Below are 22136 nucleotides of genomic sequence, written 5' to 3'. Positions count from 1 at the left end.
ACCACGGTGTCCCCCTCTGCATGAGGACATTCCTGTGTACAAGCTGTTCTTCAACCTGCTCTTCAAGCGGATGGACCCCGAACAGGCCCACCACCTGGCCTTCGGCTGGATCCGGCTGGCCGCCCGCGTCCCCGTACTGCGGACCTTCGTGGCCGCCGTCCTCGCGCCGCGCTACAAGGAGCTGCGCGTCGAGGCCCTGGGGCGCCGGATGCACGGCCCCTTCGGGCTCGCCGCGGGCTTCGACAAGAACGCCGTCGCGATCGACGGCATGACCATGCTCGGCTTCGACCACGTCGAGATCGGCACGGTCACCGCGCAGCCGCAGCCCGGCAACCCCAAGAAGCGCCTCTTCCGCCTCGTGCAGGACCGCGCGCTGATCAACCGCATGGGGTTCAACAACGAGGGCTCCGCGGCCGTGGCGGCCCGCCTGGCGGCCCGCAAGGCCGCCTTCAGCACGACGCTCGGCGTCAACATCGGCAAGACCAAGGTCGTGCCGGAGGAGGAGGCGACCGGCGACTACGTGACCTCGACCGAGCGCCTCGCCGCCCACGCCGACTACCTCGTCGTCAACGTCTCCTCGCCGAACACCCCCGGCCTGCGCAACCTCCAGGCCGTCGACCACCTGCGCCCGCTGCTGTCGGCCGTACGGGAAGCCGCGGACCGTACGGTCACGGACCGCCGCGTCCCGCTCCTGGTCAAGATCGCCCCCGATCTCGCCGACGAGGACGTCGACGCCGTCGCCGACCTCGCCCTCGAACTGGGCCTGGACGGCATCATCGCCACCAACACCACCATTGCCCGCGAGGGCCTGGGCCTGATGTCCGACCCCGCGCTCGTCCAGGAGACCGGCGGGCTCTCCGGCCGCCCGGTCAAGCAGCGCTCCCTCGAAGTGCTGCGCCGCCTGTACGCCCGCGTCGGCGACCGCATCACCCTGATCGGCGTCGGCGGCATCGAGAACGCCGAGGACGCCTGGCAGCGCATCCTGGCCGGCGCCACCCTCGTCCAGGGCTACAGCGCCTTCATCTACGAGGGCCCCTTCTGGTGCCGCGCGATCCACAAGGGCCTGGCAGCGCGCCTGGCCACCAGTCCGTACGCCACCCTCGCCGAGGCCGTCGGCGCCGAGCACCGGAAGGTGACCTCCCCATGACCTCCGTAGAGTCCTTCGGCGCCCGTCTGCGCCGCGCCATGGACACCCGCGGCCCGCTCTGCGTCGGCATCGACCCGCACGCCTCGCTGCTGGCCGACTGGGGCCTGAACGACGACGTCGCGGGCCTGGCGCGGTTCACCCGTACCGTCGTCGAGGCGCTCGGCGAGACGGTCGCGGTCTTCAAGCCGCAGGCCGCGTTCTTCGAGCGCTTCGGGTCGCGCGGTCTGGCCGTACTGGAGACCGCCGTCGCCGAGGCCCGGGAGCGGGGCGCGCTGGTCGTCATGGACGCCAAGCGCGGCGACATCGGCTCCACCATGGCCGCGTACGCCGACACCTTCCTCGGCAAGGACAGCCCGCTCTTCTCCGACGCGCTCACCGTCAGCCCGTACCTGGGCTACGGCTCCCTGAAGCCCGCAGTGGACCTGGCCAAGGAGAACGGCTGCGGCCTCTTCGTGCTGGCGCTGACCTCCAACCCGGAGGGCCAGGAGGTGCAGCACGCCGTACGGGCCGACGGCGCCACGGTCGGGGCCGCCATGCTCGCCCACCTCAAGGAGGAGAACGCGGGCGCCGAGCCCCTGGGCTCCTTCGGGGCCGTCGTGGGCGCGACGCTGGGCGACCTGTCCTCGTACGACCTCGCCGTGAACGGGCCGCTGCTCGCGCCCGGTATCGGTGCGCAGGGAGCGACCCCCGCGGACCTGCCGAAGGTCTTCGGGGCCGCTGTGCGCAATGTGGTCCCGAGTGTCAGCCGGGGTGTTCTGCGTCACGGTCCGGACGCCGCAGGTCTGCGCGATGCGGCGGCTCGATTCGCCGAGGATGTGGCCGCAGCGGTCGGTTAGTGACAGCCACCGGCATTTTCGCCGGTACTTTGGTCCCGAAATGTCCTGGTCGGCAGAGGCTGACCAGGACTTTTCGTCTGTTCTCGCTGACTCTGGCGCCCTCGCCCGCTAGTCTCCGACGAGAGCACCGCACGTAAGCGCGTTGTTCGTTGCTCCGCAGGTGCGGGGCGACTAGGTTCCACACCGGTCCGTATCCAGTTCGACATCCGAGGTGACGTAGGCGTGGCTCTTCCGCCCCTTACCCCTGAACAGCGCGCAGCCGCGCTCGAGAAGGCCGCCGCGGCTCGCCGGGAGCGCGCCGAGGTCAAGAATCGGCTCAAGCACTCCGGTGCCTCCCTCCACGAGGTCATCAAGCAGGGCCAGGAGAACGACGTCATCGGCAAGATGAAGGTCTCCGCCCTCCTTGAGTCCCTGCCCGGCGTCGGCAAGGTCCGCGCCAAGCAGATCATGGAGCGGCTCGGCATCTCCGAGAGCCGCCGCGTGCGCGGTCTCGGCTCCAACCAGATCGCGTCTCTTGAGCGTGAGTTCGGCAACGCCGCTTCCTGAGGTGCTCAGGCATCCCCGGGGAGCTGGAATAATCGCTGCATGAGTTCTGCAGTCTCCCGGGGGGCGACCCCGGCAACCCCGGACAGACAACCGCGGCTGACCGTGCTCTCCGGCCCCTCCGGGGTCGGCAAGAGCACGGTCGTCGCCCATATGCGCAAGGTCCACCCCGAGGTATGGCTCTCGGTGTCGGCCACCACCCGCAAGCCGCGTCCCGGCGAGCGGCACGGCGTCCAGTACTTCTTCGTCGACGACGAGGAATTCGACAAGCTGATCGCCAATGGTGAGCTGCTGGAGTGGGCGGAATTCGCGGGCAACCGCTACGGCACCCCGCGCCAGGCGGTCCTGGACCACCTGGCCGCGGGCGAGCCGGTCCTGCTGGAGATCGACCTCCAGGGCGCACGGCTGGTCCGCGAGTCGATGCCCGAGGCCCGGCTGGTCTTCCTGGCCCCGCCGAGCTGGGAGGAGCTGGTCCGCCGGCTCACCGGCCGGGGCACGGAGTCGGCCGAGGTGATCGAGCGCCGGCTGGCGGCCGCGCGCGTCGAGCTGGCCGCCGAGAAGGAGTTCGACGAGACGCTCGTCAACACCTCCGTCGAGGACGTCTCCCGTGAGCTGCTAGCCTTGATGCTGAATAACTCCGGAGAATGACCTTCTGTACTTTTCCGGAAATTCCCTGATCACACACCTTCGGAAGGCAGAGAGTGTCCTCTTCCATCACCACGCCCGAGGGCATCATCAACCCGCCGATTGATGAGCTTCTCGAGGCCACCGACTCGAAGTACAGCCTCGTGATCTACGCGGCGAAGCGTGCGCGACAGATCAACGCGTACTACTCGCAGCTCGGCGAGGGCCTGCTCGAGTACGTCGGCCCCCTGGTGGACACCCACGTCCACGAGAAGCCCCTCTCGATCGCGCTGCGCGAGATCAACGCGGGTCTGCTGACCTCCGAGGCCGTGGAGGGCCCGGCCCAGTAAGGCCGCGAGCATTTCCTTCACCAAGGGCCCGGCAACGCGATTGCCGGGCCCTTGGTGTGTCATGGGTACGTGCACGCACAGGTGCACGCAGGTGTTCGGCGCAGGGGCGCCCTGGCTCGGGGAGCAGCGAAGACGATGGACAAGCCCAAGGTCGTCCTGGGGGTCAGCGGCGGGATCGCCGCGTACAAGGCGTGCGAGCTGCTGCGGCGGCTGAGCGAGTCCGGGCACGACGTCCGCGTGGTGCCGACGGCCTCCGCGCTGCACTTCGTGGGCGAGGCGACCTGGGCCGCGCTCTCCGGCAATCCCGCCTCGACCGAGGTCTGGGAGTCCGTGCACGAGGTTCCGCACGTCCGGATCGGCCAGGGCGCCGACCTGGTCGTGGTGGCTCCCTGTACGGCCGACATGCTGGCCAAGGCGGCCCACGGCCTCGCCGACGACCTGCTGACGAACACGCTGCTGACCGCCCGCTGTCCGGTGATCTTCGCCCCGGCGATGCACACCGAGATGTGGGAGCACCCGGCCACCCAGGAGAACGTCGCGACCCTGCGCCGCCGCGGCGCGATCGTGATCGAGCCCGCCGTGGGCCGCCTGACCGGCGTCGACACCGGCAAGGGCCGCTTCCCGGACCCCACCGAGATCTTCGAGGTCTGCCGCCGGGTGCTGGCGCGCGGCCCCGAGGCGGTCACCGCCGACCTCGCGGGCCGGCACGTCGTGGTCAGCGCCGGCGGCACCCGCGAGCCGCTGGACCCCGTCCGGTACCTGGGCAACCGCTCCTCCGGGAAGCAGGGGTACGCGCTGGCCCGTACGGCCGTGGCGCGCGGCGCCCGCGTGACGCTGGTCACGGGGGAGACCGGGCTGCCCGACCCGGCGGGCGTGGACGTGGTCCACATCGGTACGGCCGTCCAGCTGCGCGAGGCGGTGCTGAAGGCGGCGGCCGACGCGGACGCCGTGGTCATGGCGGCCGCCGTGGCCGACTTCCGCCCGGCCCACTACGCCCCCGGCAAGATCAAGAAGCGGGACGACGTGGAGCAGCCGCCGATCGAGCTGGTGCGGAATCCCGACATCCTCGCGGAAATCTCCGCGGAGCGGGCGCGTCCCGGGCAAATCGTCGTCGGGTTCGCCGCCGAGACCGACGACGTCCTGGCGAACGGCCGCAAGAAGCTGGCCCGCAAGGGCTGTGACCTGCTGGTCGTCAATGAGGTCGGGGAGCACAAGACCTTCGGCTCGGCCGAGAACGAGGCGGTCGTGCTGGCCGCCGACGGCGCCGAGATCCCCGTGCCCCACGGGCCCAAGGAAGCCCTGGCCGACACGGTCTGGGACCTGGTCGCCGAGCGAATTTCCTGATCACTCGATGAGCCCATTCCGGCCCGCTCGCCACGGCAAAAACCCTTGTGCCGGCCTGCCGTTGAGCGGTACTCCAGGGCCTGCTGGCAGGGTGTCCCTGGTCACGGCGCATCCACAGAACGAGACTGCGTGCCCGAACAGGACGCCCGACCGATAAACTGGCCGTGGATCGCGCCGAGCGCAGCTCTCGGCAGGTCCGTCAATGATCAGACAGCAGCCGCTGCAACCCCAGGGAGCGATGTGTCCCGCCGCCTGTTCACCTCGGAGTCCGTCACCGAGGGCCACCCCGACAAGATCGCTGACCAGATCAGCGACACCATCCTCGACGCCCTCCTGAAGGAGGACCCGGCCTCCCGGGTCGCCGTCGAGACGCTGATCACCACCGGCCTGGTGCACGTGGCCGGCGAGGTGACCACGAAGGCCTACGCCGACATCCCCACCCTCGTGCGGAACAAGATCCTGGAGATCGGTTACGACTCCTCCAAGAAGGGCTTCGACGGCGCTTCCTGCGGCGTCTCCGTATCGATCGGCGCGCAGTCCCCGGACATCGCCCAGGGTGTCGACACCGCCTACGAGAAGCGGGTCGAGGGCGACGAGGACGAGCTGGACAAGCAGGGCGCCGGCGACCAGGGCCTGATGTTCGGGTACGCCTGCGACGAGACCCCGGAGCTGATGCCGCTCCCGATCAACCTCGCGCACCGCCTGTCCAAGCGCCTGTCCGAGGTGCGCAAGAACGGGACCATCCCGTACCTCCGCCCCGACGGCAAGACCCAGGTCACCATCGAGTACGACGGTCACAAGGCGGTCCGCCTGGACACCGTGGTCGTCTCCTCGCAGCACGCCTCGGACATCGACCTGGACTCGCTGCTCGCTCCCGACATCCGCGAGTTCGTCGTCGAGCACGTCCTGAACCAGCTCATCGAGGACGGCATCAAGCTCGACACCGAGGGCTACCGCCTCCTGGTGAACCCGACCGGCCGCTTCGAGATCGGCGGCCCGATGGGTGACGCGGGCCTCACCGGCCGCAAGATCATCATCGACACCTACGGCGGCATGTCCCGCCACGGCGGCGGCGCCTTCTCCGGCAAGGACCCGTCCAAGGTCGACCGCTCCGCCGCGTACGCCATGCGTTACGTCGCGAAGAACGTCGTGGCGGCGGGCCTGGCCCAGCGCTGCGAGGTCCAGGTCGCCTACGCGATCGGCAAGGCCGAGCCGGTCGGTCTCTTCGTGGAGACCTTCGGCACCGCCACCGTCGACGTCGAGAAGATCGAGCAGGCCATCGGCGAGGTCTTCGACCTCCGCCCGGCCGCGATCATCCGCGACCTCGACCTGCTCCGCCCGATCTACGCCGAGACCGCCGCGTACGGTCACTTCGGCCGCGAGCTGGATGCCTTCACCTGGGAGCGCACGGACCGCGTCGACGCCCTCCGCAAGGCCGCGGGCCTCTAAGCCCCCGTTCTTCCTGCCTCCGGGCCCGTACCACTGCGGTGGTACGGGCCCGGAGGCGTTTCCGGCCCGTCCGTGCCCCGCGGGCGCTGTCAGTGCCGTCTGCTAAGACTGAGGGTGTGAGCAGCGAGAACGGGTCGGGGGCCGGGGAGCAGGGGGAGCAGCTGGCCCTGATCCGGGAGACCGTGCGGGAGGCCAAGAAGAAGGCGCCGAAGGCCAGGCCGCGGACGTGGCGCGGCGCCGAGCTGGCCAAGGACCGGCCGGTGGCCCGGGTCCTGGTGGACAAGGGCCCGGTGCATCTGGACAAGCTCTGGGACTATGCGGTGCCCGCCGCGATGGACGAGGAGGCGCAGCCCGGCGTCCGGGTCCGGGTCCGGTTCGGCGCGGGGACGAGCCGGGTGCGCGAGGGCCGGCGCGAGGGCGGCGGCCTGCTCGACGGGTACATCGTCGAGCGCATCGCCGAGTCCGACTACCGAGGCCCGCTGGCGGCCCTCGCCCAGGTCGTCTCCCCGGAGCCGGTGCTCAGCCCGCCGCTGCTGGCGCTGTGCCGCGCGGTGGCCGACCGGTATGCCGGCTCGCTCGCCGATGTACTGCAGCTGGCCATCCCGCCGCGGCACGCCAAGGCCGAGGCGGAGCGCTTCCCGGCGCCGCCGCCCCCGCCCGCGGTGCCCGCGCTCGCGAGCTGGGAGCGGTATCCCGACGGGACCGCTTTCATCGACGCGCTCGCGGGGGGCGGCTCGCCCCGCGTCGTGTGGACCGCGCTGCCGGGGCCGCACTGGCCGTGGGAGCTGGCCGCCGCGGTGGCGGCGACGCTGGCGTCGGGGCGGGGCGCGCTGGTCGTGCTGCCCGACGGGCGGTCGGCCGCCCGGGTGGACGCCGCGCTGACCGAGCTGGTGGGCCGGGGGACGCACACGCTGCTGACGGCGGACTCCGGCCCCGAGGAGCGGTACCGCCGCTGGCTGGCGATACGCCGGGGCGCGGTGCGGGCCGTCGTGGGGACGCGCGCGGCGATGTACGCACCGGTGGCCGATCTGGGGCTGGTGGCGGTGTGGGACGACGGGAATTCCAGCCACAGCGACACCAACGCGCCGTATCCGCACGCGCGGGACGTGCTGCTGCTGCGTGCGGTGCACGAGAAGGCGGCGTGCCTGATCGGTGATCTCGGGCGCACGGTCGAGGCCGCGCAGCTCGTCGAGAACGGCTGGGCGCGGTCGCTGGAAGCGGGGCGCGACCAGGTGCGCGCGGCGGCGCCGCTGGTCCGCACGATCGGGGACGCGGAGACGGCGCGCGACGAGGCCGCGCGGGCGGCGCGACTGCCCTCGCTCGCCTGGCAGACCGCGCGCGCCGGGCTGGCCCGCGGTCCGGTACTGGTCCAGGTGCCCCGGCGCGGATACGTACCGCGGCTGGCCTGCGCGCGGTGCCGCGAGCCCGCGCGCTGCCGGCACTGCGCGGGGCCGCTGGAGGCGCCGGACCAGGACAGCGCGCTGTGCTGCGGCTGGTGCGGTACGGCTGCGCCGGACTGGCACTGCACGGAGTGCGGGCACGCGCGGCTGCGGGCCCAGGTCGTGGGCGCGCGGCGGACGGCGGAGGAGCTGGGGCGGGCGTTCCCCGGGGTGCCGGTGCGGACGTCGGGCCGGGACCATGTGCTGGACACCGTCCCCGACCGGCCGGCGATCGTCGTCTCCACGCCCGGCGCGGAGCCGGTCGCGACGGGCGGCTATGCGGCGGCGCTGCTGCTGGACGGCTGGGCCCTGCTGAACCGCCCCGATCTGCGGGCCGGTGAGGAGGCGCTGCGGCGCTGGCTGGGCGCGGGGGCGCTGGTGCGCGGCGCGGAGGACGGGGGCGTCGTCGTGGTGACGGGGGAGCCGACGCTGCGGCCGGTGCAGGCGCTGGTGCGGTGGGATCCCGTGGGGCACGCGGTACGGGAGCTCGCGGAGCGGGCGGAGCTGGGGTTTCCGCCGGTGTCGCGGATGGCTTCGGTGGCGGGGCGTCCCGAGGACGTCGCGGAGCTGGTGCGGGGGGCGGCTTTGCCGCCGTCGGCCGAGGTGTTGGGGCCGGTCCCCGTACCGGCCCCCGCCGCGGGACGCCCGCGGCGGGCGGGGGAGCCGCCGGTGGGCGAGGAGTGGGAGCGGGTGCTTGTCCGGGTGCCGCCGGGGGAGGGGGCGGCGATGGCCGCCGCGCTGAAGGCGGCTTGGGCTGCGCGGATGGTGAAGAGGGAGGGTTCCGCAGTGCGGGTTCGGGTCGATCCGCTGGACCTTGGATAGCCAGCGGTTCTGTCCGTCGGGGTGCGCCCCGTCGACGGTGTCCTCAAACGCCGGACGGGCTGGGTGCGTTTCGGCGCGGTGACGGACCTCCGCGGGTGGGTGTTCGGACTGCTTCGCTTTACGTCCGAACACCCACCCGCTGCGGCCCGCCCCCTCCCGTAGTGGGGGAGGGAAGGGGTGCGTGGGGGCTGGTGTCCGTAGCCTGTCGGCGGGGCTGCGGAGGGTCAGCCGTTGCGCGGACCCGGGAAAGCGCCGGCTCGGGGGTCCTTCTGGGTCGGCATCGTGCGGGCGGCGGGGACGGAGGGGGTGGGCGGCAGCGCCGGCGCTACGGAGACCGGGCGCGAGGTGGTGGCTTCGGGGACGCGGGGGGTGTCCTGGCCGTCGGCGGGGGGCTGGGCGGCGGCGCGGCGGGCGCCGTACCGGCGGTGGACCGCCTGCTTGGTGACGCCGAGTGCCGAACCCACCGCGTCCCACGAGAAGCCGAGCGAACGGTCGAAGTCGACCGCGGCCGTGACGAGCGTCTCGACGCTGTCCCGCAGCTCCTGGGCGAGGCGCACCGTGGGTGCCGGGGCGCGTCCGTACACGACGAAGCCCGTGGAGGGGCCGGAGCGCCGCGGTCGGTAGACGTTGCCGAGCTGTGCGGTGAGCGTGCGCAGTGCGTCCACCTGCCGGCGGACCCGCTCGATGTCCCGCACCAGTAGATGGAGACTGGCGCGTGCCTGGGCGTCGTGGGTTGCGTGGTCGGCCATGAACAAGCCTCTCGAACCGGCGTTGATGCGGAAGAAGACACATTTCGTGGACCGGGTCAGCGGTCCGCTGTGGTCAATGTCGTTTGACCAACGCGACAGCGCCGGGTGGGGTCACGGTATGGGGGCGTACGAGCTTCCAGCTGGGGCGCGCGGTAACCCGTACGCCCCCGGTGCTGACGCCCCATAGACTGGTGCGCCGTTCCGCAGCGCTGAGAGGTAGTACGCCACCCATGAGGCTCGTCTTCGCCGGCACCCCCGAGGTCGCCCTGCCCGCCCTTGACGCCCTGATCGCGTCGGACCGGCACGAGGTGGTGGCCGTCGTGACCAGGCCGGACGCCCCGGCCGGGCGCGGCCGCCGGCTCGTCGCCAGCCCGGTCGCGCAGCGCGCCGAGGAGGCCGGCATCGAGGTGCTCAAGCCCGCCCGGCCGCGGGACGAGGACTTCCAGGCCCGGCTGCGCGAGATCGCGCCCGACTGCTGCCCGGTCGTGGCGTACGGCGCGCTGCTCCCGAAGTCCGCGCTGGAGATTCCCGCGCACGGGTGGGTGAACCTGCACTTCTCCCTGCTGCCCGCGTGGCGCGGCGCGGCGCCCGTCCAGCACGCGGTGCTGGCGGGTGACGAGGTGACCGGCGCGTCGACGTTCCGGATCGAGGAGGGGCTGGACTCGGGGCCGGTCTACGGCGTGCTGACCGAGGACGTCCGGCCGACGGACACCAGTGGCGACCTGCTGACCCGGCTGGCGTTCGCCGGGGCCGGGCTGCTGGCCGCGACCATGGACGGCATCGAGGACGGCACGCTGAACGCGGTGCCGCAGCCGGCCGAGGGCATCACGCTCGCGCCGAAGATCGAGGTCGAGGACGCGAAGATCGACTGGTCGGCGCCCGCGCTGCGGGTGGACCGGGTGGTCCGCGGCTGCGCACCCGCGCCGGGCGCGTGGACGCTCTTCCGGGACGAGCGGCTGAAGGTGATGTCGGTGGCGCTGGTGCCCGACCGTACGGACCTGGAGCTGGCGCCCGGCGAGATCGCGGCCACGAAGAAGGCCGTCTTCGTGGGGACCGGCAGTCACCCCGTCCAGCTGCAGTGGGTGCAGCCGCAGGGCAAGAAGCCGATGGCCGCGGCTGACTGGGCGCGCGGCGTGCGGATCGCGGCCGGGGAGCGGCTCGGGGACTGAGCCCCGGCCGTCATTGTTCAAGTTTGATTAGTGCGACGTCCGGGTATTGGGCCGGTGTCACTAGTCAAACTTGTCTAATGAGGAGTCCGCATGGCTGAGTACGTGGTGCCCCAAGCCGCCGGGTACAGCCCGACCGAGCAGGACCGCCGGGAGCTGGCGGAGTGGTTCACGCGGTACGACGCGTTGAGTGCGGAGGTCGATGCCGAGGGGATGGCGGAGATGGCCGTGTTTCCGCTCAACGTCGTCAGTGACGACTCCGCGGGGAACGGCTGGGCCGGGCAGTGGAGCCGGGCGGAGTTCGTCCGGACGATGCGTGAGGTGATGGGCGGGGGCGAGGAGGTGTCGTTCGAGTCGACGCGGACGCCTCATTTCCTGAGTGCGTCGCTCGCCGTGGTGTTCACCGACGCCGTGTTCACCGCCGGCGGGCAGGCGCAGGCGGTGCGGTACGCGGACGTGCTGGTGAAGCGGGACGGGGCGTGGGCGTTCCAGACCATGATCCAGGGCGGCTGGGGCGACCTGCTGCGGCGGTAGGCTGGGGGGATTCGTCCTCGTCAGCAGCGGAGCACCTTTCTCGTGAACGACCAGCCTCGTCGTCGTCCCGGCAGCAAGCCCCACCGGAGGCCGAAGAAGGACCCCGTACGCGTCCTCGCGTTCGAGGCCCTGCGCGCGGTCGACGAGCGGGACGCGTACGCGAACCTCGTCCTGCCGCCGTTGCTGCGCAAGGCGCGGGAGGCCGGGAACTTCGACGGGCGGGACGCCGCGCTGGCGACCGAGCTGGTCTACGGGACGCTGCGCCGGCAGGGCACGTACGACGAGATCATCGCGGCGTGCGTCGACCGGCCGCTGCGCGAGGTCGATCCGCCGGTGCTGGACGTGCTGAGCCTGGGCGCGCATCAGCTGTTGGGCACGCGCATCCCGACGCACGCCGCGGTCAGCGCGAGCGTCGAGCTGGCGCGGGTGGTGCTCGGTGACGGGCGGGCGAAGTTCGTCAACGCCGTGCTGCGGAAGATCGCGGCGAATGACCTGGACGGCTGGCTGGAGCGGGTCGCGCCGCCGTACGACGAGGACCCGGAAGACCACTTGGGGGTCGTGCACTCGCACCCGCGGTGGGTCGTCTCGGCGCTGTGGGACGCGCTGGGCGGCGGCCGGGCCGGGATCGAGGACCTGCTGGAGGCGGACAACGAGCGGCCCGAGGTGACGCTGGTCGCCCGGCCCGGCCGGTCCACCCCGGAGGAGCTGCTCGCCGCGGTCGGTGAGGAGAACGGACTGCCCGGTCGCTGGTCGCCGTACGCGGTGCGGCTCACCGAGGGCGGCGAGCCGGGCGCGCTGGACGCCGTGCGCGAGGGGCGCGCGGGCGTACAGGACGAGGGCAGCCAGCTGGTCGCCGTCGCGCTCGCCAACGCGCCTGTCGAGGGGGCCGACCGGCGCTGGCTGGACGCGTGTGCCGGGCCCGGCGGCAAGGCGGCGCTGCTCGGCGCGCTGGCGGCCGATCGCGGTGCCGCGCTGCTCGCCGCGGAGAAGCAGCCGCACCGCGCGCGGCTGGTCGCGCGGGCGCTGGCGGGCAACCCCGGGCCGTACGAGGTGATCGCCGCCGACGGTACGCGTCCGGTCTGGCGCCCCGGCTCCTTCGACCGCGTCCTGGTGGACGTGCCCTGCACGGGTCTGGGTGCGCTGCGCCGCCGTCCGGAGGCGCGCTGGCGCCGCCGCCCCGAGGACCTGGACGGCTTCGCGCCGCTCCAGCGCGACCTGCTGCGGCAGGCGCTGAAGGCCGTACGGGTCGGCGGGGTCGTCGGGTACGCGACCTGCTCGCCGCACCTGGCGGAGACCCGCGCCGTCGTCGACGACGTGCTCAAGGGGCGGGACGAGGGCGTGGCCGCGGAGTTCGTCGACGCACGCCCGCTGATGTCCGGCGTCCCCGCCCTCGGCGACGGTCCGGACGTCCAGCTCTGGCCGCATCTGCACGGCACGGACGCGATGTACCTGGCGCTGCTGCGCCGCACGGCGTGAGGACGCGGCGGGTGGGTTAGGGGACGCTCTGGGTTCTAACTGCGGGAGCTTCCCCGCCTTGCTGGACAGGGTGCGGTCGATGATCGGGTACAGAGTGTTCCCGTTGAAGTATTGACCGGGTGGGTGGCCCGTCGTACGTTGTTGGCCTGCCGGCGGAGATCCGCCGGCCTCTCTCCCCTTGCCGCTGCGGAGTGCCCCATGAGTTCGCGTCCCACCCCGAAGACCGAAGCGGGCCGCGGCGGCCGTCCCAAAGACCCCGAGCTGGACGGCAAGGTCCTGGACGCCGCGGCCGGGCTCCTCGAAGAGCTGGGCTATCTGGAGCTGACGATCGAGAAGGTCGCGGCCCGGGCCGGCGTCACCCGTAAGACGGTCTACCACCGCTGGGCGAACAAATCCGCGCTCGTCGGCGAGCTGCTCATCCGCAACGCCGAGGTGGAGCACATCCCCGACCTCGGGGACACCCGCGCCGAGATGCGGGAGCTCTTCGCGCAGATCGTGCGGGACGTGGGGGAGAGCCGCGGCAGGCTGCTGTCCTCCCTGTGGGCGACCATCGGCGACCCGGCCGTGCTGCACCGCTTCCGTACCGAAGTACTGGGCCCCCGGCGGCAGTTCGCGCGCGCCGCGGTCCAGCGCGGGGTGGCCCGCGGCGATCTGCCGGCGGACATCGACGTGGACCTGCTGATCGACATGTGGTCGGGCACGGTGATGTTCCGTACCGAAGTCCGCTCGGACGCGCTGCTCGCCTCCCAGGCCGAGGCCATGGTCGACCTCGCGCTGTCCGGGGCCGTGCCGCGCCTGCCGAAGCCGGAAACCGCTCCTTAATCCCGCCCAATCCCGCTCAATCCCGCGAAGCCCCTCTCCCGGTACGCCTCCGTGGCGGGCCGTCGCTCCGGCCTGCCCGCAAGCGCGTACCGCCCCCTCCTGAACCGAGGTTTCTGTCATGAACAGAACAGTCAGACCCGTACGGCAGGGCCGCCCCCTCGGGCCCCGCGCCATGCTCGCGTCCATGGCGCTCGTCGAGGTCGCCAGCGGCGCCACCCAGCAGTACCTGCCGCCGATCCTGCCCGGACTGGGCGCGCAGGCCGGCTTCGGCACCGCACAGCAGAACTGGATCATCGTGGTGCAGATGGCGAGCTGCGCCGTGCTCACCCCGGTCCTCTCCCGGCTCGGCGACGGCTTCGGCTACCGGCGGCTCCTCCGCGCCTCGATCCTCATGGTCGTACTCGGCTCGCTGGTCATGGCGCTGCGTCCCACGCTCCCCTTCCTGACCCTCGGCGCGGCCCTGCAGGGCGGCGTAGTCGGCTTCATGCCGCTGATGATCGGCGTACTCCGCCACCAGCAGGGCGAGGCCGCCTCCCGGCGCGGCATCGGCGTGCTGGTCGGCGCGCTGCTGCTGGCCGTCGGCTGCGCGGGCATCGTCTCCGGCGCGGTCGGCGCGCAGGACGCCCGGCTCGGCCTGTGGATCGGCGTGGGCGCGGGCGTACTGGGGCTGGTCGCGGGGTTCCTGCTGCCGGACGGCGCGACGCCGGCGGCCGCGGCCCGGCGGTTCGACGTACCGGGCTTCCTCCTGCTCACCGCCGGGCTGGTCGGCGTGGTGGTCGCGCTGGCACAGGGCGCCGCCTGGGGCTGGACCTCGGCCGCGACCGTGGGCTGCGGGCTGGTGGGGATCGTGGCGCTGGCCGGCTGGTGGGCGCTGGAACTGCGGGTGGCACAGCCGCTCGTCGACGTACGGATGTTCCGCAACCCCAGAGTCGCCGTGCTGAGCGTGGTGACCTTCTGCGTCTCGGCGGCCACGATCGGGTCGATCGCCGTCAACGCGACGTTCCTCGGCGCCTCGCCGCAGGCAGCGGGCTACGGCATCGGACTGAACGCGACCGCCATCGGCTGGGCGCTGCTCCCGATGACGCTCGCCAGCGTGGCCACCTCGGCGCTCTGCCCGGCGCTGCTGCGGCAGCTGGGGGAGCGCGTCACCGTGTCGGCGGCCGGTGTCACCACACTCCTCGGCTTCGGGTTCCTGCTCGTACTCCACACCAGCCTGGCCCACTACCTGATCGCGTCCCTGTTCATCGGTGCCGCGCTGGGGCTCTTCGAGTCCGCCACCCGCACCCTGACCGTCGAGGCCGTCGCCCCGGAGGAGACCGCGACTGCGGCCGGCGTCAACGAACTCGTACTGTCGCTGGGCTCCGCCGTCGGGTCCGCCCTGCTCGGCGCCGCGCTCGCCGCGCACGCCACCGCCGACGGCCGGATCGCCCTCGGCGGCTACACCACCGGCTGGGCGCTGTGCGGCGCCGCCGGTCTCGCCGCCGCGCTGGCCGTCCTGAAGCTGCGCCCCGCCGCGTCCTCCGCCCCGCACGCCACCGCCCCCGAAGGAGCACACCAGTGAAGCCCACCGCCCACCACCGCACCGTGCGCGACGCCGCCGAGTCCTGGCGGGAGGAACTGCTCGGCCTCAGCCACCGGCTGCACGCCGACCCCGAGCTGTCCTTCGAGGAGCACCGGTCGGCGGCCGCGCTGGCCGGGCTCGCCGAGCGGGCCGGATTCACCGTCGAGCGCGGCGTCGCCGGACTGCCCACCGCGTTCACCGCGGTCCGCGGCGGCGGCGAGCTGGTCGTCGGCCTGTGCGCGGAGTACGACGCGCTGCCCGGGATCGGTCACGCCTGCGGCCACAACGTCAACGGCACAGCGGCGCTCGGCGCGGCCCTCGCGCTCGGCGAGGTCGCCGACGACCTCGGCATCACCGTCAAACTGCTCGGCACCCCGGCCGAGGAGGACGGCGGCGGCAAGGTGTACATGATCGAGGACGGGCTCTTCGACGACGTGGCCGTCGCGATGATGGTGCACGCGAACGACGCCGACACCGTGGGCAACGGCTCGCTGGCCATCGGCTCCTGGAACCTCACCTACACCGGACGCCCGGCGCACGCCGCCGCCGCTCCCTGGGAGGGCCGCAACGCCCTTGACGCGCTCACCGTGGCCCAGACCGGGCTCGGCCTGCTGCGCCAGCAGCTGCCCCCGGAGAGCGTCGTGCACGGCATCATCACGGACGGCGGCCAGGCCGCCAACGTCATCCCCGCCCGGACCGCCGCCCGCTACGAAGTACGCTCGCCCACCCTGGAGTCGCTGCGCGCCCTCCAGGAGCGGGTACGGGCCTGCTTCGAGGCGGGCGCGCTGGCCACCGGCACCGAGCTGCGGATGGAGCGGCACGGGCACGACTTCGCCGACCTGCGCCAGGACACGACCGTGGCCGAGCTGTACGCGGGCGCCGCCGAGGCCCTCGGGCGTACCGTCGGGCGCGCTCCGGAGCGCGCGGGCTCCACCGACATGGGCAACGTCTCGCACCTGCTGCCCACGATCCACCCGATGATCGGCTACGACACCGGCGGCGCCCGGCAGCACACACCCGAGTTCGCCGCCGCCGGCACCTCTGAGAGCGCCGACCGGGCGGTCCTGGACGGCGCCGTCGCCATGGCCTGGACGGGCGTCTCGCTGGCCGCGGACCCCGGGCAGCGCGATCGGCTGCTGGCCGCGGTGGGGCAGCGCGCCGCCGCCCGGGAGGGCGCCGCGAGCCCGCGCCCCTGACCCCCTCATGGACGTCGGCCCCGACCCGCTTATGGATGTCGGCGCCGTCACGACATACTGGTGTCATGGCCTTGATCAACCCCAGCATTCTGTCCGCCGACTTCGCCCGCCTCGCCGAGGAGGCGAAGGCCGTCGAGGGCGCGGACTGGCTCCACGTCGACGTCATGGACAACCACTTCGTGCCCAATCTGACGCTCGGCGTCCCCGTGGTGGAGTCGCTGCGGAAGGCGACCGACACCCCCCTCGACTGCCACCTGATGATCGAGGACCCGGACCGCTGGGCGCCGCAGTACGTCGAGGCCGGTGCCGGTTCCGTCACCTTCCACGCGGAGGCCGCGGCCGCGCCGGTCCGCCTCGCGCGGGAGATCCGGGCCAAGGGCGCGCGGGCCTCGATGGCGCTGAAGCCCGCCACGCCCATCGAGCAGTACGAGGACCTGCTCCCCGAGCTCGACATGCTGCTGATCATGACGGTTGAGCCGGGCTTCGGCGGGCAGGCGTTCCTGGACATCATGCTTCCGAAGATCCGCCGCACCCGCGCGCTGATCGCCAAGCACGGTCTGGAGATGTGGCTGCAGGTGGACGGCGGGGTGTCCGACAAGACGATCGAGCGCTGCGCCGAGGCGGGCGCCGACGTCTTCGTCGCGGGCTCCGCGGTGTACGGCGCCGAGGACCCGGCGAAGGCCGTCCGCGCGCTGCGGGACAAGGCCGACGCCGCGACCGCGGCGGCCGGCTGGGGCTGCGCGCACTGACGCGGCCGGGCCGCGCGGACGCGCGGCCACCACCCGGGGCGGCGGGGGTTGACCTCGTGGCCACGCAGCGTTCATCGCGGGCCGAAGGGTCATGGCCCACGGCGACCTCGGGTTTCTGGAAGGATGAGCGCAGAGTCGATCAGGTGCGCAGTAGGGGAGATTTTCGTGGTTGCCAGCCGCCCACATTCCGGGATGGGCCCCGCCGAGCTGGTGCAGGCTGCGGCCATGGCCCGCCGGTTCTATCTCGAGGGCAAATCCAAGATCCAGATCGCCGAGGAGTTCGGCGTCAGCCGCTTCAAGGTCGCGCGGGTGCTGGAGACCGCACTGGAGCGTGACCTCGTACGTATCGAGATCCGCGTCCCGGCCGAGCTGGACGCCGAGCGCTCGGACGCGCTGCGGGCCCGCTACGGCCTGCGGCACGCCGTGGTCGTGGAGTCGGCCGCCGACTCCGACGACGCGCCGGACCCGGAGAACCTCGGCGACGTCGCCGCCGACCTGCTCGGCGAGCTGGTGGCCGAGGGCGACGTGCTCGGCATCGCCTGGGGCCGCTCGACGATCCACATGGCGTCGGCGCTGCACCGGCTGCCGCCGTGCACGGTGGTTCAGCTGACCGGTGTGTACGACGCGGGGACCGCCGACAGCGGCTCGGTGGAGGCGGTCCGCCGCGCCGCCGATGTCTCCGGCGGCGAGGCCCACCCCATTTACGCGCCGATGCTGCTGCCGGATTCGGCCACAGCCGCGGCGCTGCGGGGCCAGACGGGTATCGCGCGGGCGTTCGATTACTTCGACAAGGTCACCGTCGCGTGCGTCTCCATCGGCTCCTGGGCGCCGGGCATCTCGACGGTGTACGACATGCTCTCGGAGGACGAGCGCGAGCACTACGCCTCGCTCGGCGCCGCCGCGGAGATGTCCGCGCACCTCTTCGACGCCGAGGGCCGGCGCATCGGCCGTGACCTGGGGGAGCGCTGCATCACGGTCGAGGCCGACCGGCTGCGCCGCATCCCCGAGGTGATCGCCATCGCGGGCGGCCAGCGCAAGGCCCACGCGATCGGCGCGGTCCTGAAGTCCGGCCTGGTCACGAGCCTGGTCACGGATACCGCCGCCGCCGATCACCTCCTCCTGGAGTCCGCTCCGGGCCCGCGGCCGGCACTGGACCGCGAGGACCCGGACTCCTGAGCCTGCTGGAGTAACCGCCCCACAGGGCGTGCACCGTACGGAGGCCGTTCGCCCGGCGCGCCGGCCGGGGCTGTGACAGCATCGCGGCATGCCAGATTCACCCGGAGTCCCCGGCCAGGCGGGTGCCGGCCGGCGTACCGGCGCCCCCGGCCCCGCGCCGGACGGCGTGCCCAGGCCGCTGGCCGCGGTGCTCGACGGGCGGACGCCGCCCGGCGTACTGTCCTGGCCCGCGGGCCGCCCCGTGCAGGACGCGCTGGACGCCGCGCTGACCGCGGGCTGGCAGGGCACCGTGCTCGACCTCGAAGGGGCCGCCGACAAGGCGGAGTTCATGACGCGCGCCGCGGAGGCGCTGCGGCTGCCGTCCTGGTTCGGGCGGAACTGGGACGCGCTCGCCGACTGCCTCGGCGACCTGTCCTGGTGGCCGGCGGCGCACGGCGGCCGGCTGCTGGTCGTACGGGCCTGGCAGGGCTATGCCGCGGCGGAGCCGGAGGAGTGGCGGGTGGCCGAGTCGGTCCTCGCCGACGCGGTGGCGCACTGGCGCGACACGGACACCGGACTGGCCGTGCTGCTGACCCGCGACGCGGGCGGCACGGCACGGGCCCACCGGTAGCAGCCCGTCCTACAGCACCCGCTCGAAGCACCAGGAGGCCGCGAGGCCCGCGTACGTCCCGAAGTTCGGAATGCGGGCGTATCCCGAGCGCGTGTAGAAGCGGACCGCGGCGGGTTGCCGGTCGCCCGTCTCCAGCCGGAGCCGGGTCCAGCCCCGGTCGCGCGCCCACTCCTCCAGGGCCCGCAGCACGGCGGCCGCGGCGCCCGAGCCGCGCCGGTCCGGCAGCACGTACATCCGCTTGACCTCGCCGATTCCGTCGCCGAGGTCGCGCAGGCCGCCGCAGCCCACCGGTATGCCGTCGTCCTCGTACGCCACGAAGAACGCGGTGATGTCCGCCGCCGAGGGCGGGACCCCGGGCTCGCTGTCCGGGGTCCCGTAGATCTCCGCGATCTCGGTCCGCTGCTGTGCCCGCAGGACGGCGGCGTCCGGGTCGTCCCAGGCCACCTGTTCGATCTTCATGGCCGGGATTCTGCCGAGGTCCCGTTTCGGGCGGGTAACGCGGTGGACCGGCACCGGAGCTCCGGCCCCGGCCGGACCCGGAGCCGGTACGCGGGGCGTCAGTCGTCCAGGCGGTCCTGCAGCACCGAGCCGCCGAAGTCCTCGTCGTCCGTGCCCCACAGGGCATGGTCGCCGTCGGGCAGCAGGGCGACCGCCTCGATCTTGCGGTTGTCCCCCGTCGTGTAGCGGCGAACCTCTTCCGGCTTGCGCAGCTTCAGCGACGGCCGGCCCTTGTCGACCGTGAGCCGGCCCGCCGTGAACACCGCGGAGCTGAACGGCCCCGAGTTCTTGTTCGGGTCCTGGGCCGAGGAGAGCACCACGGTCCCGTCCCGCGCGATCTTCAGGTCGCTGATGTGCCGCACCTCGTCCTGCGTCGGCCACGGCGCGCGGAACGCCACCGGGGCGCTGACCTGTCCGAAGGCCTTGTCCGCAGCGGCCGCGGCCGGGTCGAAGGCGGCGGTCCGCACCTGGGAGGCGGTGCCGTTGCTGCCGCGGGTGGCCCAGACCGCCACGTACTTCTTGGTGGCGCGGTCCCGGTGGAGGGCGAACGCCTCGTAGTTCTGCGTGTGGTCGCCCGCGTACTTCTCGGTGCCCGGCAGCGGCGCCGACCAGCGGACCGTCGCCGTACCGCCGCTCACCGCCACGTCGTACACCGTCGGGCGGAACTTTCCGCTGTCGCCGCTGCTCACGGTGGTGTACTCGCCGGGCCGGCCGGGCACGGCGTCCAGCGACTCCAGGTCCTTGGGCACCTCGCTCCCGGCCCACTTCAGGTCCCGTACGACGGGCCGATGGCCGGGCGCCAGCCGTACCGACGAGAGCCGGACCTGGCCGGCGTCCTTGTTGTCCCGGGCCACGAGCAGGTCGAGGCGGTCGCCCGCGGCCTTGGCCACGGCCATCCCGCTGACGCCGCCGGTCATCCCGTCGCCGACCTTCTGCCAGGCCGGGGCGTGGGAGGCGGAGTGGTCCGTGCCGTCCGCGAAGGCGACGGTGGCGGCGACGGACGCGAGGCACACGCCGGCGACACCCGACGCGAGGAGTGCTTTTCTGATCATCACTGCACGTTAAGGGAGTCCCCCGCTCCGGAAACCCTCCCTGTGCACGGCGTTTACCTCGACCGGCGCAATTTCGGGGGAAAACACAGCCGGCGCGTGCGCCGCTCGGGTGATGACACAGAACCTGGCCGTTCGGCGCCCGAAGCTCGTCATTCCGGTGCCGGATCAGCGATGATGTACTAGGAGCTTGATGCCTGATCCGCTGTTGGCCGATCCATATCCGGCCGCCGGACCGGTGCTGACTCCCCGCCCGCTACCCAAGCAAAACCGCAGGTGAGAGAGTTAGCATGCGATTTCTGAACGATTCGAAGCCGCCGTACGACCTGACGTACGACGACGTGTTCATGGTGCCGAACCGCTCCGCGGTCGGCTCCCGGCAGGCCGTGGATCTCGCCACGCCGGACGGCACGGGCACCACCATCCCGCTGGTCGTGGCGAACATGACCGCGATCGCCGGGCGCCGGATGGCCGAGACGGTCGCCCGCCGCGGCGGTCTCGTCGTCATCCCGCAGGACATCCCGATCGACGTCGTCACCGATGTCGTCAGCTGGGTCAAGCGGCGCCACCTCGTCCTCGACACCCCGATCGTGCTGTCGCCGATCGCGACCGTCGCCGACGCGCTGTCCCTGCTGCCCAAGCGGGCGCACGGCGCGGGCATCGTCGTCGAGGGCGGCCGCCCCATCGGCATCGTCACCGAGCACGATCTGACCGGCGTGGACCGCTTCACCCAGGTCGCCGAGGTCATGTCCCGGGACCCGCTCGTCCTGGACGCCGACATCGACCCGCGCGAGGCGTTCAACCGGCTCGACGCCGCCAACCGCAAGCTCGCCCCCGCGGTCGGCAAGGACGGCCAGCTGGTCGGCATCCTCACCCGCAAGGGCGCCCTGCGCGCGACCCTCTACACCCCGGCGACCGACGCCGACGGCAAGCTGCGCATCGCCGCCGCCGTCGGCATCAACGGCGACGTGGCGGGCAAGGCCAAGGCGCTGCTGGCCGCGGGCGTGGACACCCTCGTCGTGGACACCGCGCACGGCCACCAGGAGTCCATGATCAGCGCGGTCAAGGCGGTCCGGGCGCTGGGCCCGCAGGTCCCGATCGTGGCGGGCAACATCGTCGCCGCCGACGGCGTGCGCGACCTCATCGAGGCCGGCGCGGACATCATCAAGGTCGGCGTCGGTCCGGGCGCCATGTGCACCACCCGCATGATGACCGGCGTGGGCCGCCCGCAGTTCTCCGCCGTCATGGAGTGCGCCGCCGAGGCCAAGAAGTACGGCAAGCACGTCTGGGCGGACGGCGGCGTGCGGCACCCGCGCGACGTCGCCATGGCGCTGGCCGCCGGCGCGTCCAACGTCATGATCGGCTCGTGGTTCGCCGGTACGTACGAGTCGCCCGGCGACCTCCAGCAGACCGCCGACGGCCGGCTCTACAAGGAGAGCTTCGGCATGGCCTCGGCGCGTGCGGTGCGCAACCGCACGAGCGAGGAGTCGGCGTACGACCGGGCCCGCAAGGGCCTCTTCGAGGAGGGCATCTCCACCTCCCGGATGTTCATCGACCCGGCCCGCCCCGGCGTCGAGGACGTGATCGACTCGATCATCGCGGGCGTGCGCTCCTCCTGCACCTACGCGGGCGCCTCGAACCTCACCGAGTTCGCCGAGAAGGCCGTCGTCGGCGTGCAGAGCGCGGCCGGCTACGCCGAGGGCAAGCCGCTGCACAACAGCTGGTAGCCGACGCGCCTCGTCAGCAGCCGGCGAGCCTCGTCGCTCGTCACGGGCCCGGTCCCGCGCGCACGCCGCGCGGGGCCGGGCCCGTGCGCGTTTCCGGGGCGCCCGCAGCGGTCCGTCCCGTCGCGGCAGCGTCCCGTCCCGGTGGCGGAGGCGCGTGAGATCGCTTACTTCCGCTTCCGCCCGCCCGTCCGGCCGAAATGCCCCTCCTTCGATTCCATGGCCTCAACACGCCGCAGTCGCGCAACAAATGGCCGCCGTCGCCGTTCGTG

Annotated in this window: 21 protein-coding genes; 18 read left to right on the top strand and 3 right to left on the bottom strand. The window is 72.8% G+C overall.

The genetic code is table 11. The annotated features are described in order from the left end of the window. The first annotated feature begins 34 nt into the window (after window positions 1-34). The 8 genes from ACZ4MH_RS11850 to ACZ4MH_RS11815 all read left to right on the top strand — a co-directional run bounded on the left by ACZ4MH_RS11850 (window position 35) and on the right by ACZ4MH_RS11815 (window position 8554). Window positions 35-1147, top strand: a complete 1113-nt coding sequence (locus tag ACZ4MH_RS11850; RefSeq protein WP_351592555.1) for a quinone-dependent dihydroorotate dehydrogenase — start codon at window positions 35-37, stop codon at window positions 1145-1147. Further along, a complete protein-coding gene (gene pyrF / locus ACZ4MH_RS11845) occupies window positions 1144-1983 on the top strand; it encodes an orotidine-5'-phosphate decarboxylase (RefSeq protein WP_351592557.1) in 840 nt (279 codons plus the stop codon). Before ACZ4MH_RS11850 ends, pyrF begins: the two co-directional genes overlap by 4 nt. 222 nt (window positions 1984-2205) lie before the next feature. After that, a complete protein-coding gene (locus ACZ4MH_RS11840) occupies window positions 2206-2529 on the top strand; it encodes an integration host factor (protein ID WP_030251572.1) in 324 nt (107 codons plus the stop codon). A 39-nt stretch (window positions 2530-2568) separates the two neighbouring features. After that, window positions 2569-3174, top strand: coding sequence for a guanylate kinase (gmk, locus tag ACZ4MH_RS11835; protein WP_078649466.1), 606 nt, complete (start codon window positions 2569-2571; stop codon window positions 3172-3174). 53 nt (window positions 3175-3227) lie between these two features. Further along, window positions 3228-3500, top strand: a complete 273-nt coding sequence (gene rpoZ, locus ACZ4MH_RS11830; protein ID WP_030610454.1) for a DNA-directed RNA polymerase subunit omega — start codon at window positions 3228-3230, stop codon at window positions 3498-3500. Between the two features lie 135 nt (window positions 3501-3635). Beyond that, window positions 3636-4844 (top strand): bifunctional phosphopantothenoylcysteine decarboxylase/phosphopantothenate--cysteine ligase CoaBC, encoded by a 1209-nt coding sequence (coaBC, locus tag ACZ4MH_RS11825; RefSeq protein WP_351592561.1) that lies wholly within the window; start codon window positions 3636-3638, stop codon window positions 4842-4844. A 240-nt stretch (window positions 4845-5084) separates the two neighbouring features. Continuing rightward, window positions 5085-6293, top strand: a complete 1209-nt coding sequence (gene metK, locus ACZ4MH_RS11820; protein WP_351592564.1) for a methionine adenosyltransferase — start codon at window positions 5085-5087, stop codon at window positions 6291-6293. Between the two features lie 116 nt (window positions 6294-6409). Then, window positions 6410-8554, top strand: coding sequence for a primosomal protein N' (locus tag ACZ4MH_RS11815; RefSeq protein ID WP_351592567.1), 2145 nt, complete (start codon window positions 6410-6412; stop codon window positions 8552-8554). 224 nt (window positions 8555-8778) lie between these two features. Here ACZ4MH_RS11815 and ACZ4MH_RS11810 read toward each other — a convergent pair whose 3' ends face one another. Continuing rightward, on the bottom strand, window positions 8779-9303 hold the full coding sequence (locus ACZ4MH_RS11810; protein ID WP_351592569.1) for a hypothetical protein: 525 nt from the start codon (window positions 9301-9303) through the stop codon (window positions 8779-8781). Window positions 9304-9533: 230 nt separating this feature from the next. On the opposite strand from ACZ4MH_RS11810, the gene fmt reads away from it, so the two are divergent. From fmt to ACZ4MH_RS11765, 9 genes are all read left to right on the top strand, one after another. Continuing rightward, window positions 9534-10472 carry a methionyl-tRNA formyltransferase gene (gene fmt, locus ACZ4MH_RS11805; protein WP_351592571.1) on the top strand — a complete coding sequence of 313 codons (939 nt, stop codon included), beginning with the start codon at window positions 9534-9536 and terminating at the stop codon, window positions 10470-10472. A 90-nt stretch (window positions 10473-10562) separates the two neighbouring features. Beyond that, the gene (locus ACZ4MH_RS11800; RefSeq protein WP_351592573.1) at window positions 10563-11003 is read left to right on the top strand and encodes a nuclear transport factor 2 family protein; all 441 of its coding nucleotides are present in this window, start codon (window positions 10563-10565) and stop codon (window positions 11001-11003) included. A gap of 42 nt (window positions 11004-11045) precedes the next feature. After that, complete coding sequence (locus ACZ4MH_RS11795; RefSeq protein WP_351592576.1) at window positions 11046-12479, top strand: RsmB/NOP family class I SAM-dependent RNA methyltransferase; 1434 nt, start codon at window positions 11046-11048, stop codon at window positions 12477-12479. Window positions 12480-12677: 198 nt separating this feature from the next. Continuing rightward, a complete protein-coding gene (locus tag ACZ4MH_RS11790; RefSeq protein WP_351592579.1) occupies window positions 12678-13301 on the top strand; it encodes a TetR/AcrR family transcriptional regulator in 624 nt (207 codons plus the stop codon). A gap of 118 nt (window positions 13302-13419) precedes the next feature. Beyond that, window positions 13420-14862 carry an MFS transporter gene (locus ACZ4MH_RS11785; protein WP_351592582.1) on the top strand — a complete coding sequence of 481 codons (1443 nt, stop codon included), beginning with the start codon at window positions 13420-13422 and terminating at the stop codon, window positions 14860-14862. Then, a complete protein-coding gene (locus ACZ4MH_RS11780; RefSeq protein WP_467754480.1) occupies window positions 14859-16058 on the top strand; it encodes a M20 family metallopeptidase in 1200 nt (399 codons plus the stop codon). The genes ACZ4MH_RS11785 and ACZ4MH_RS11780 overlap by 4 nt, the downstream gene beginning before the upstream one ends. Window positions 16059-16123: 65 nt before the next feature. After that, window positions 16124-16807 carry a ribulose-phosphate 3-epimerase gene (gene rpe, locus ACZ4MH_RS11775; RefSeq protein ID WP_351592588.1) on the top strand — a complete coding sequence of 228 codons (684 nt, stop codon included), beginning with the start codon at window positions 16124-16126 and terminating at the stop codon, window positions 16805-16807. 192 nt (window positions 16808-16999) lie between these two features. Then, a complete protein-coding gene (locus tag ACZ4MH_RS11770) occupies window positions 17000-17983 on the top strand; it encodes a sugar-binding transcriptional regulator (RefSeq protein WP_351592630.1) in 984 nt (327 codons plus the stop codon). A gap of 166 nt (window positions 17984-18149) precedes the next feature. Next, window positions 18150-18593 carry a barstar family protein gene (locus tag ACZ4MH_RS11765; protein WP_351592631.1) on the top strand — a complete coding sequence of 148 codons (444 nt, stop codon included), beginning with the start codon at window positions 18150-18152 and terminating at the stop codon, window positions 18591-18593. A gap of 9 nt (window positions 18594-18602) precedes the next feature. Here the strand turns inward: ACZ4MH_RS11765 and ACZ4MH_RS11760 are convergent, their stop codons facing one another. Both ACZ4MH_RS11760 and ACZ4MH_RS11755 read right to left on the bottom strand, forming a co-directional pair. Then, window positions 18603-19052: a GNAT family N-acetyltransferase gene (locus ACZ4MH_RS11760; protein ID WP_351592591.1), complete on the bottom strand. Its 450-nt coding sequence runs from the start codon at window positions 19050-19052 to the stop codon at window positions 18603-18605. A 98-nt stretch (window positions 19053-19150) separates the two neighbouring features. Beyond that, window positions 19151-20143, bottom strand: a complete 993-nt coding sequence (locus ACZ4MH_RS11755) for a hypothetical protein (RefSeq protein WP_351592594.1) — start codon at window positions 20141-20143, stop codon at window positions 19151-19153. Window positions 20144-20430: 287 nt separating this feature from the next. Here ACZ4MH_RS11755 and ACZ4MH_RS11750 point away from each other — a divergent pair, with 287 nt between their 5' ends. Beyond that, window positions 20431-21867: a GuaB1 family IMP dehydrogenase-related protein gene (locus ACZ4MH_RS11750; RefSeq protein ID WP_351592597.1), complete on the top strand. Its 1437-nt coding sequence runs from the start codon at window positions 20431-20433 to the stop codon at window positions 21865-21867. Window positions 21868-22136 lie beyond the last annotated feature (269 nt).

Source organism: Streptomyces sp. NPDC026301, from assembly GCF_055567935.1.
The sequence above is the reverse complement of the archived record's forward strand: the minus strand, read 5'-3'. Positions and strand labels throughout refer to the sequence as shown.

Excerpts from the sequence above, each read along its gene's own strand:
- pyrF (WP_351592557.1), top strand. The coding sequence starts at position 1,144 with ATGACCTCCGTAGAGTCCTTCGGCGCCCGTCTGCGCCGCGCCATGGAC.
- gmk (WP_078649466.1), top strand. The coding sequence starts at position 2,569 with ATGAGTTCTGCAGTCTCCCGGGGGGCGACCCCGGCAACCCCGGACAGA.
- coaBC (WP_351592561.1), top strand. The coding sequence starts at position 3,636 with ATGGACAAGCCCAAGGTCGTCCTGGGGGTCAGCGGCGGGATCGCCGCG.
- ACZ4MH_RS11810 (WP_351592569.1), bottom strand. The coding sequence starts at position 9,303 with ATGGCCGACCACGCAACCCACGACGCCCAGGCACGCGCCAGTCTCCAT.
- fmt (WP_351592571.1), top strand. The coding sequence starts at position 9,534 with ATGAGGCTCGTCTTCGCCGGCACCCCCGAGGTCGCCCTGCCCGCCCTT.
- ACZ4MH_RS11800 (WP_351592573.1), top strand. The coding sequence starts at position 10,563 with ATGGCTGAGTACGTGGTGCCCCAAGCCGCCGGGTACAGCCCGACCGAG.
- ACZ4MH_RS11790 (WP_351592579.1), top strand. The coding sequence starts at position 12,678 with ATGAGTTCGCGTCCCACCCCGAAGACCGAAGCGGGCCGCGGCGGCCGT.
- ACZ4MH_RS11785 (WP_351592582.1), top strand. The coding sequence starts at position 13,420 with ATGAACAGAACAGTCAGACCCGTACGGCAGGGCCGCCCCCTCGGGCCC.
- rpe (WP_351592588.1), top strand. The coding sequence starts at position 16,124 with ATGGCCTTGATCAACCCCAGCATTCTGTCCGCCGACTTCGCCCGCCTC.
- ACZ4MH_RS11770 (WP_351592630.1), top strand. The coding sequence starts at position 17,000 with ATGGGCCCCGCCGAGCTGGTGCAGGCTGCGGCCATGGCCCGCCGGTTC.
- ACZ4MH_RS11760 (WP_351592591.1), bottom strand. The coding sequence starts at position 19,052 with ATGAAGATCGAACAGGTGGCCTGGGACGACCCGGACGCCGCCGTCCTG.
- ACZ4MH_RS11755 (WP_351592594.1), bottom strand. The coding sequence starts at position 20,143 with ATGATCAGAAAAGCACTCCTCGCGTCGGGTGTCGCCGGCGTGTGCCTC.
- ACZ4MH_RS11750 (WP_351592597.1), top strand. The coding sequence starts at position 20,431 with ATGCGATTTCTGAACGATTCGAAGCCGCCGTACGACCTGACGTACGAC.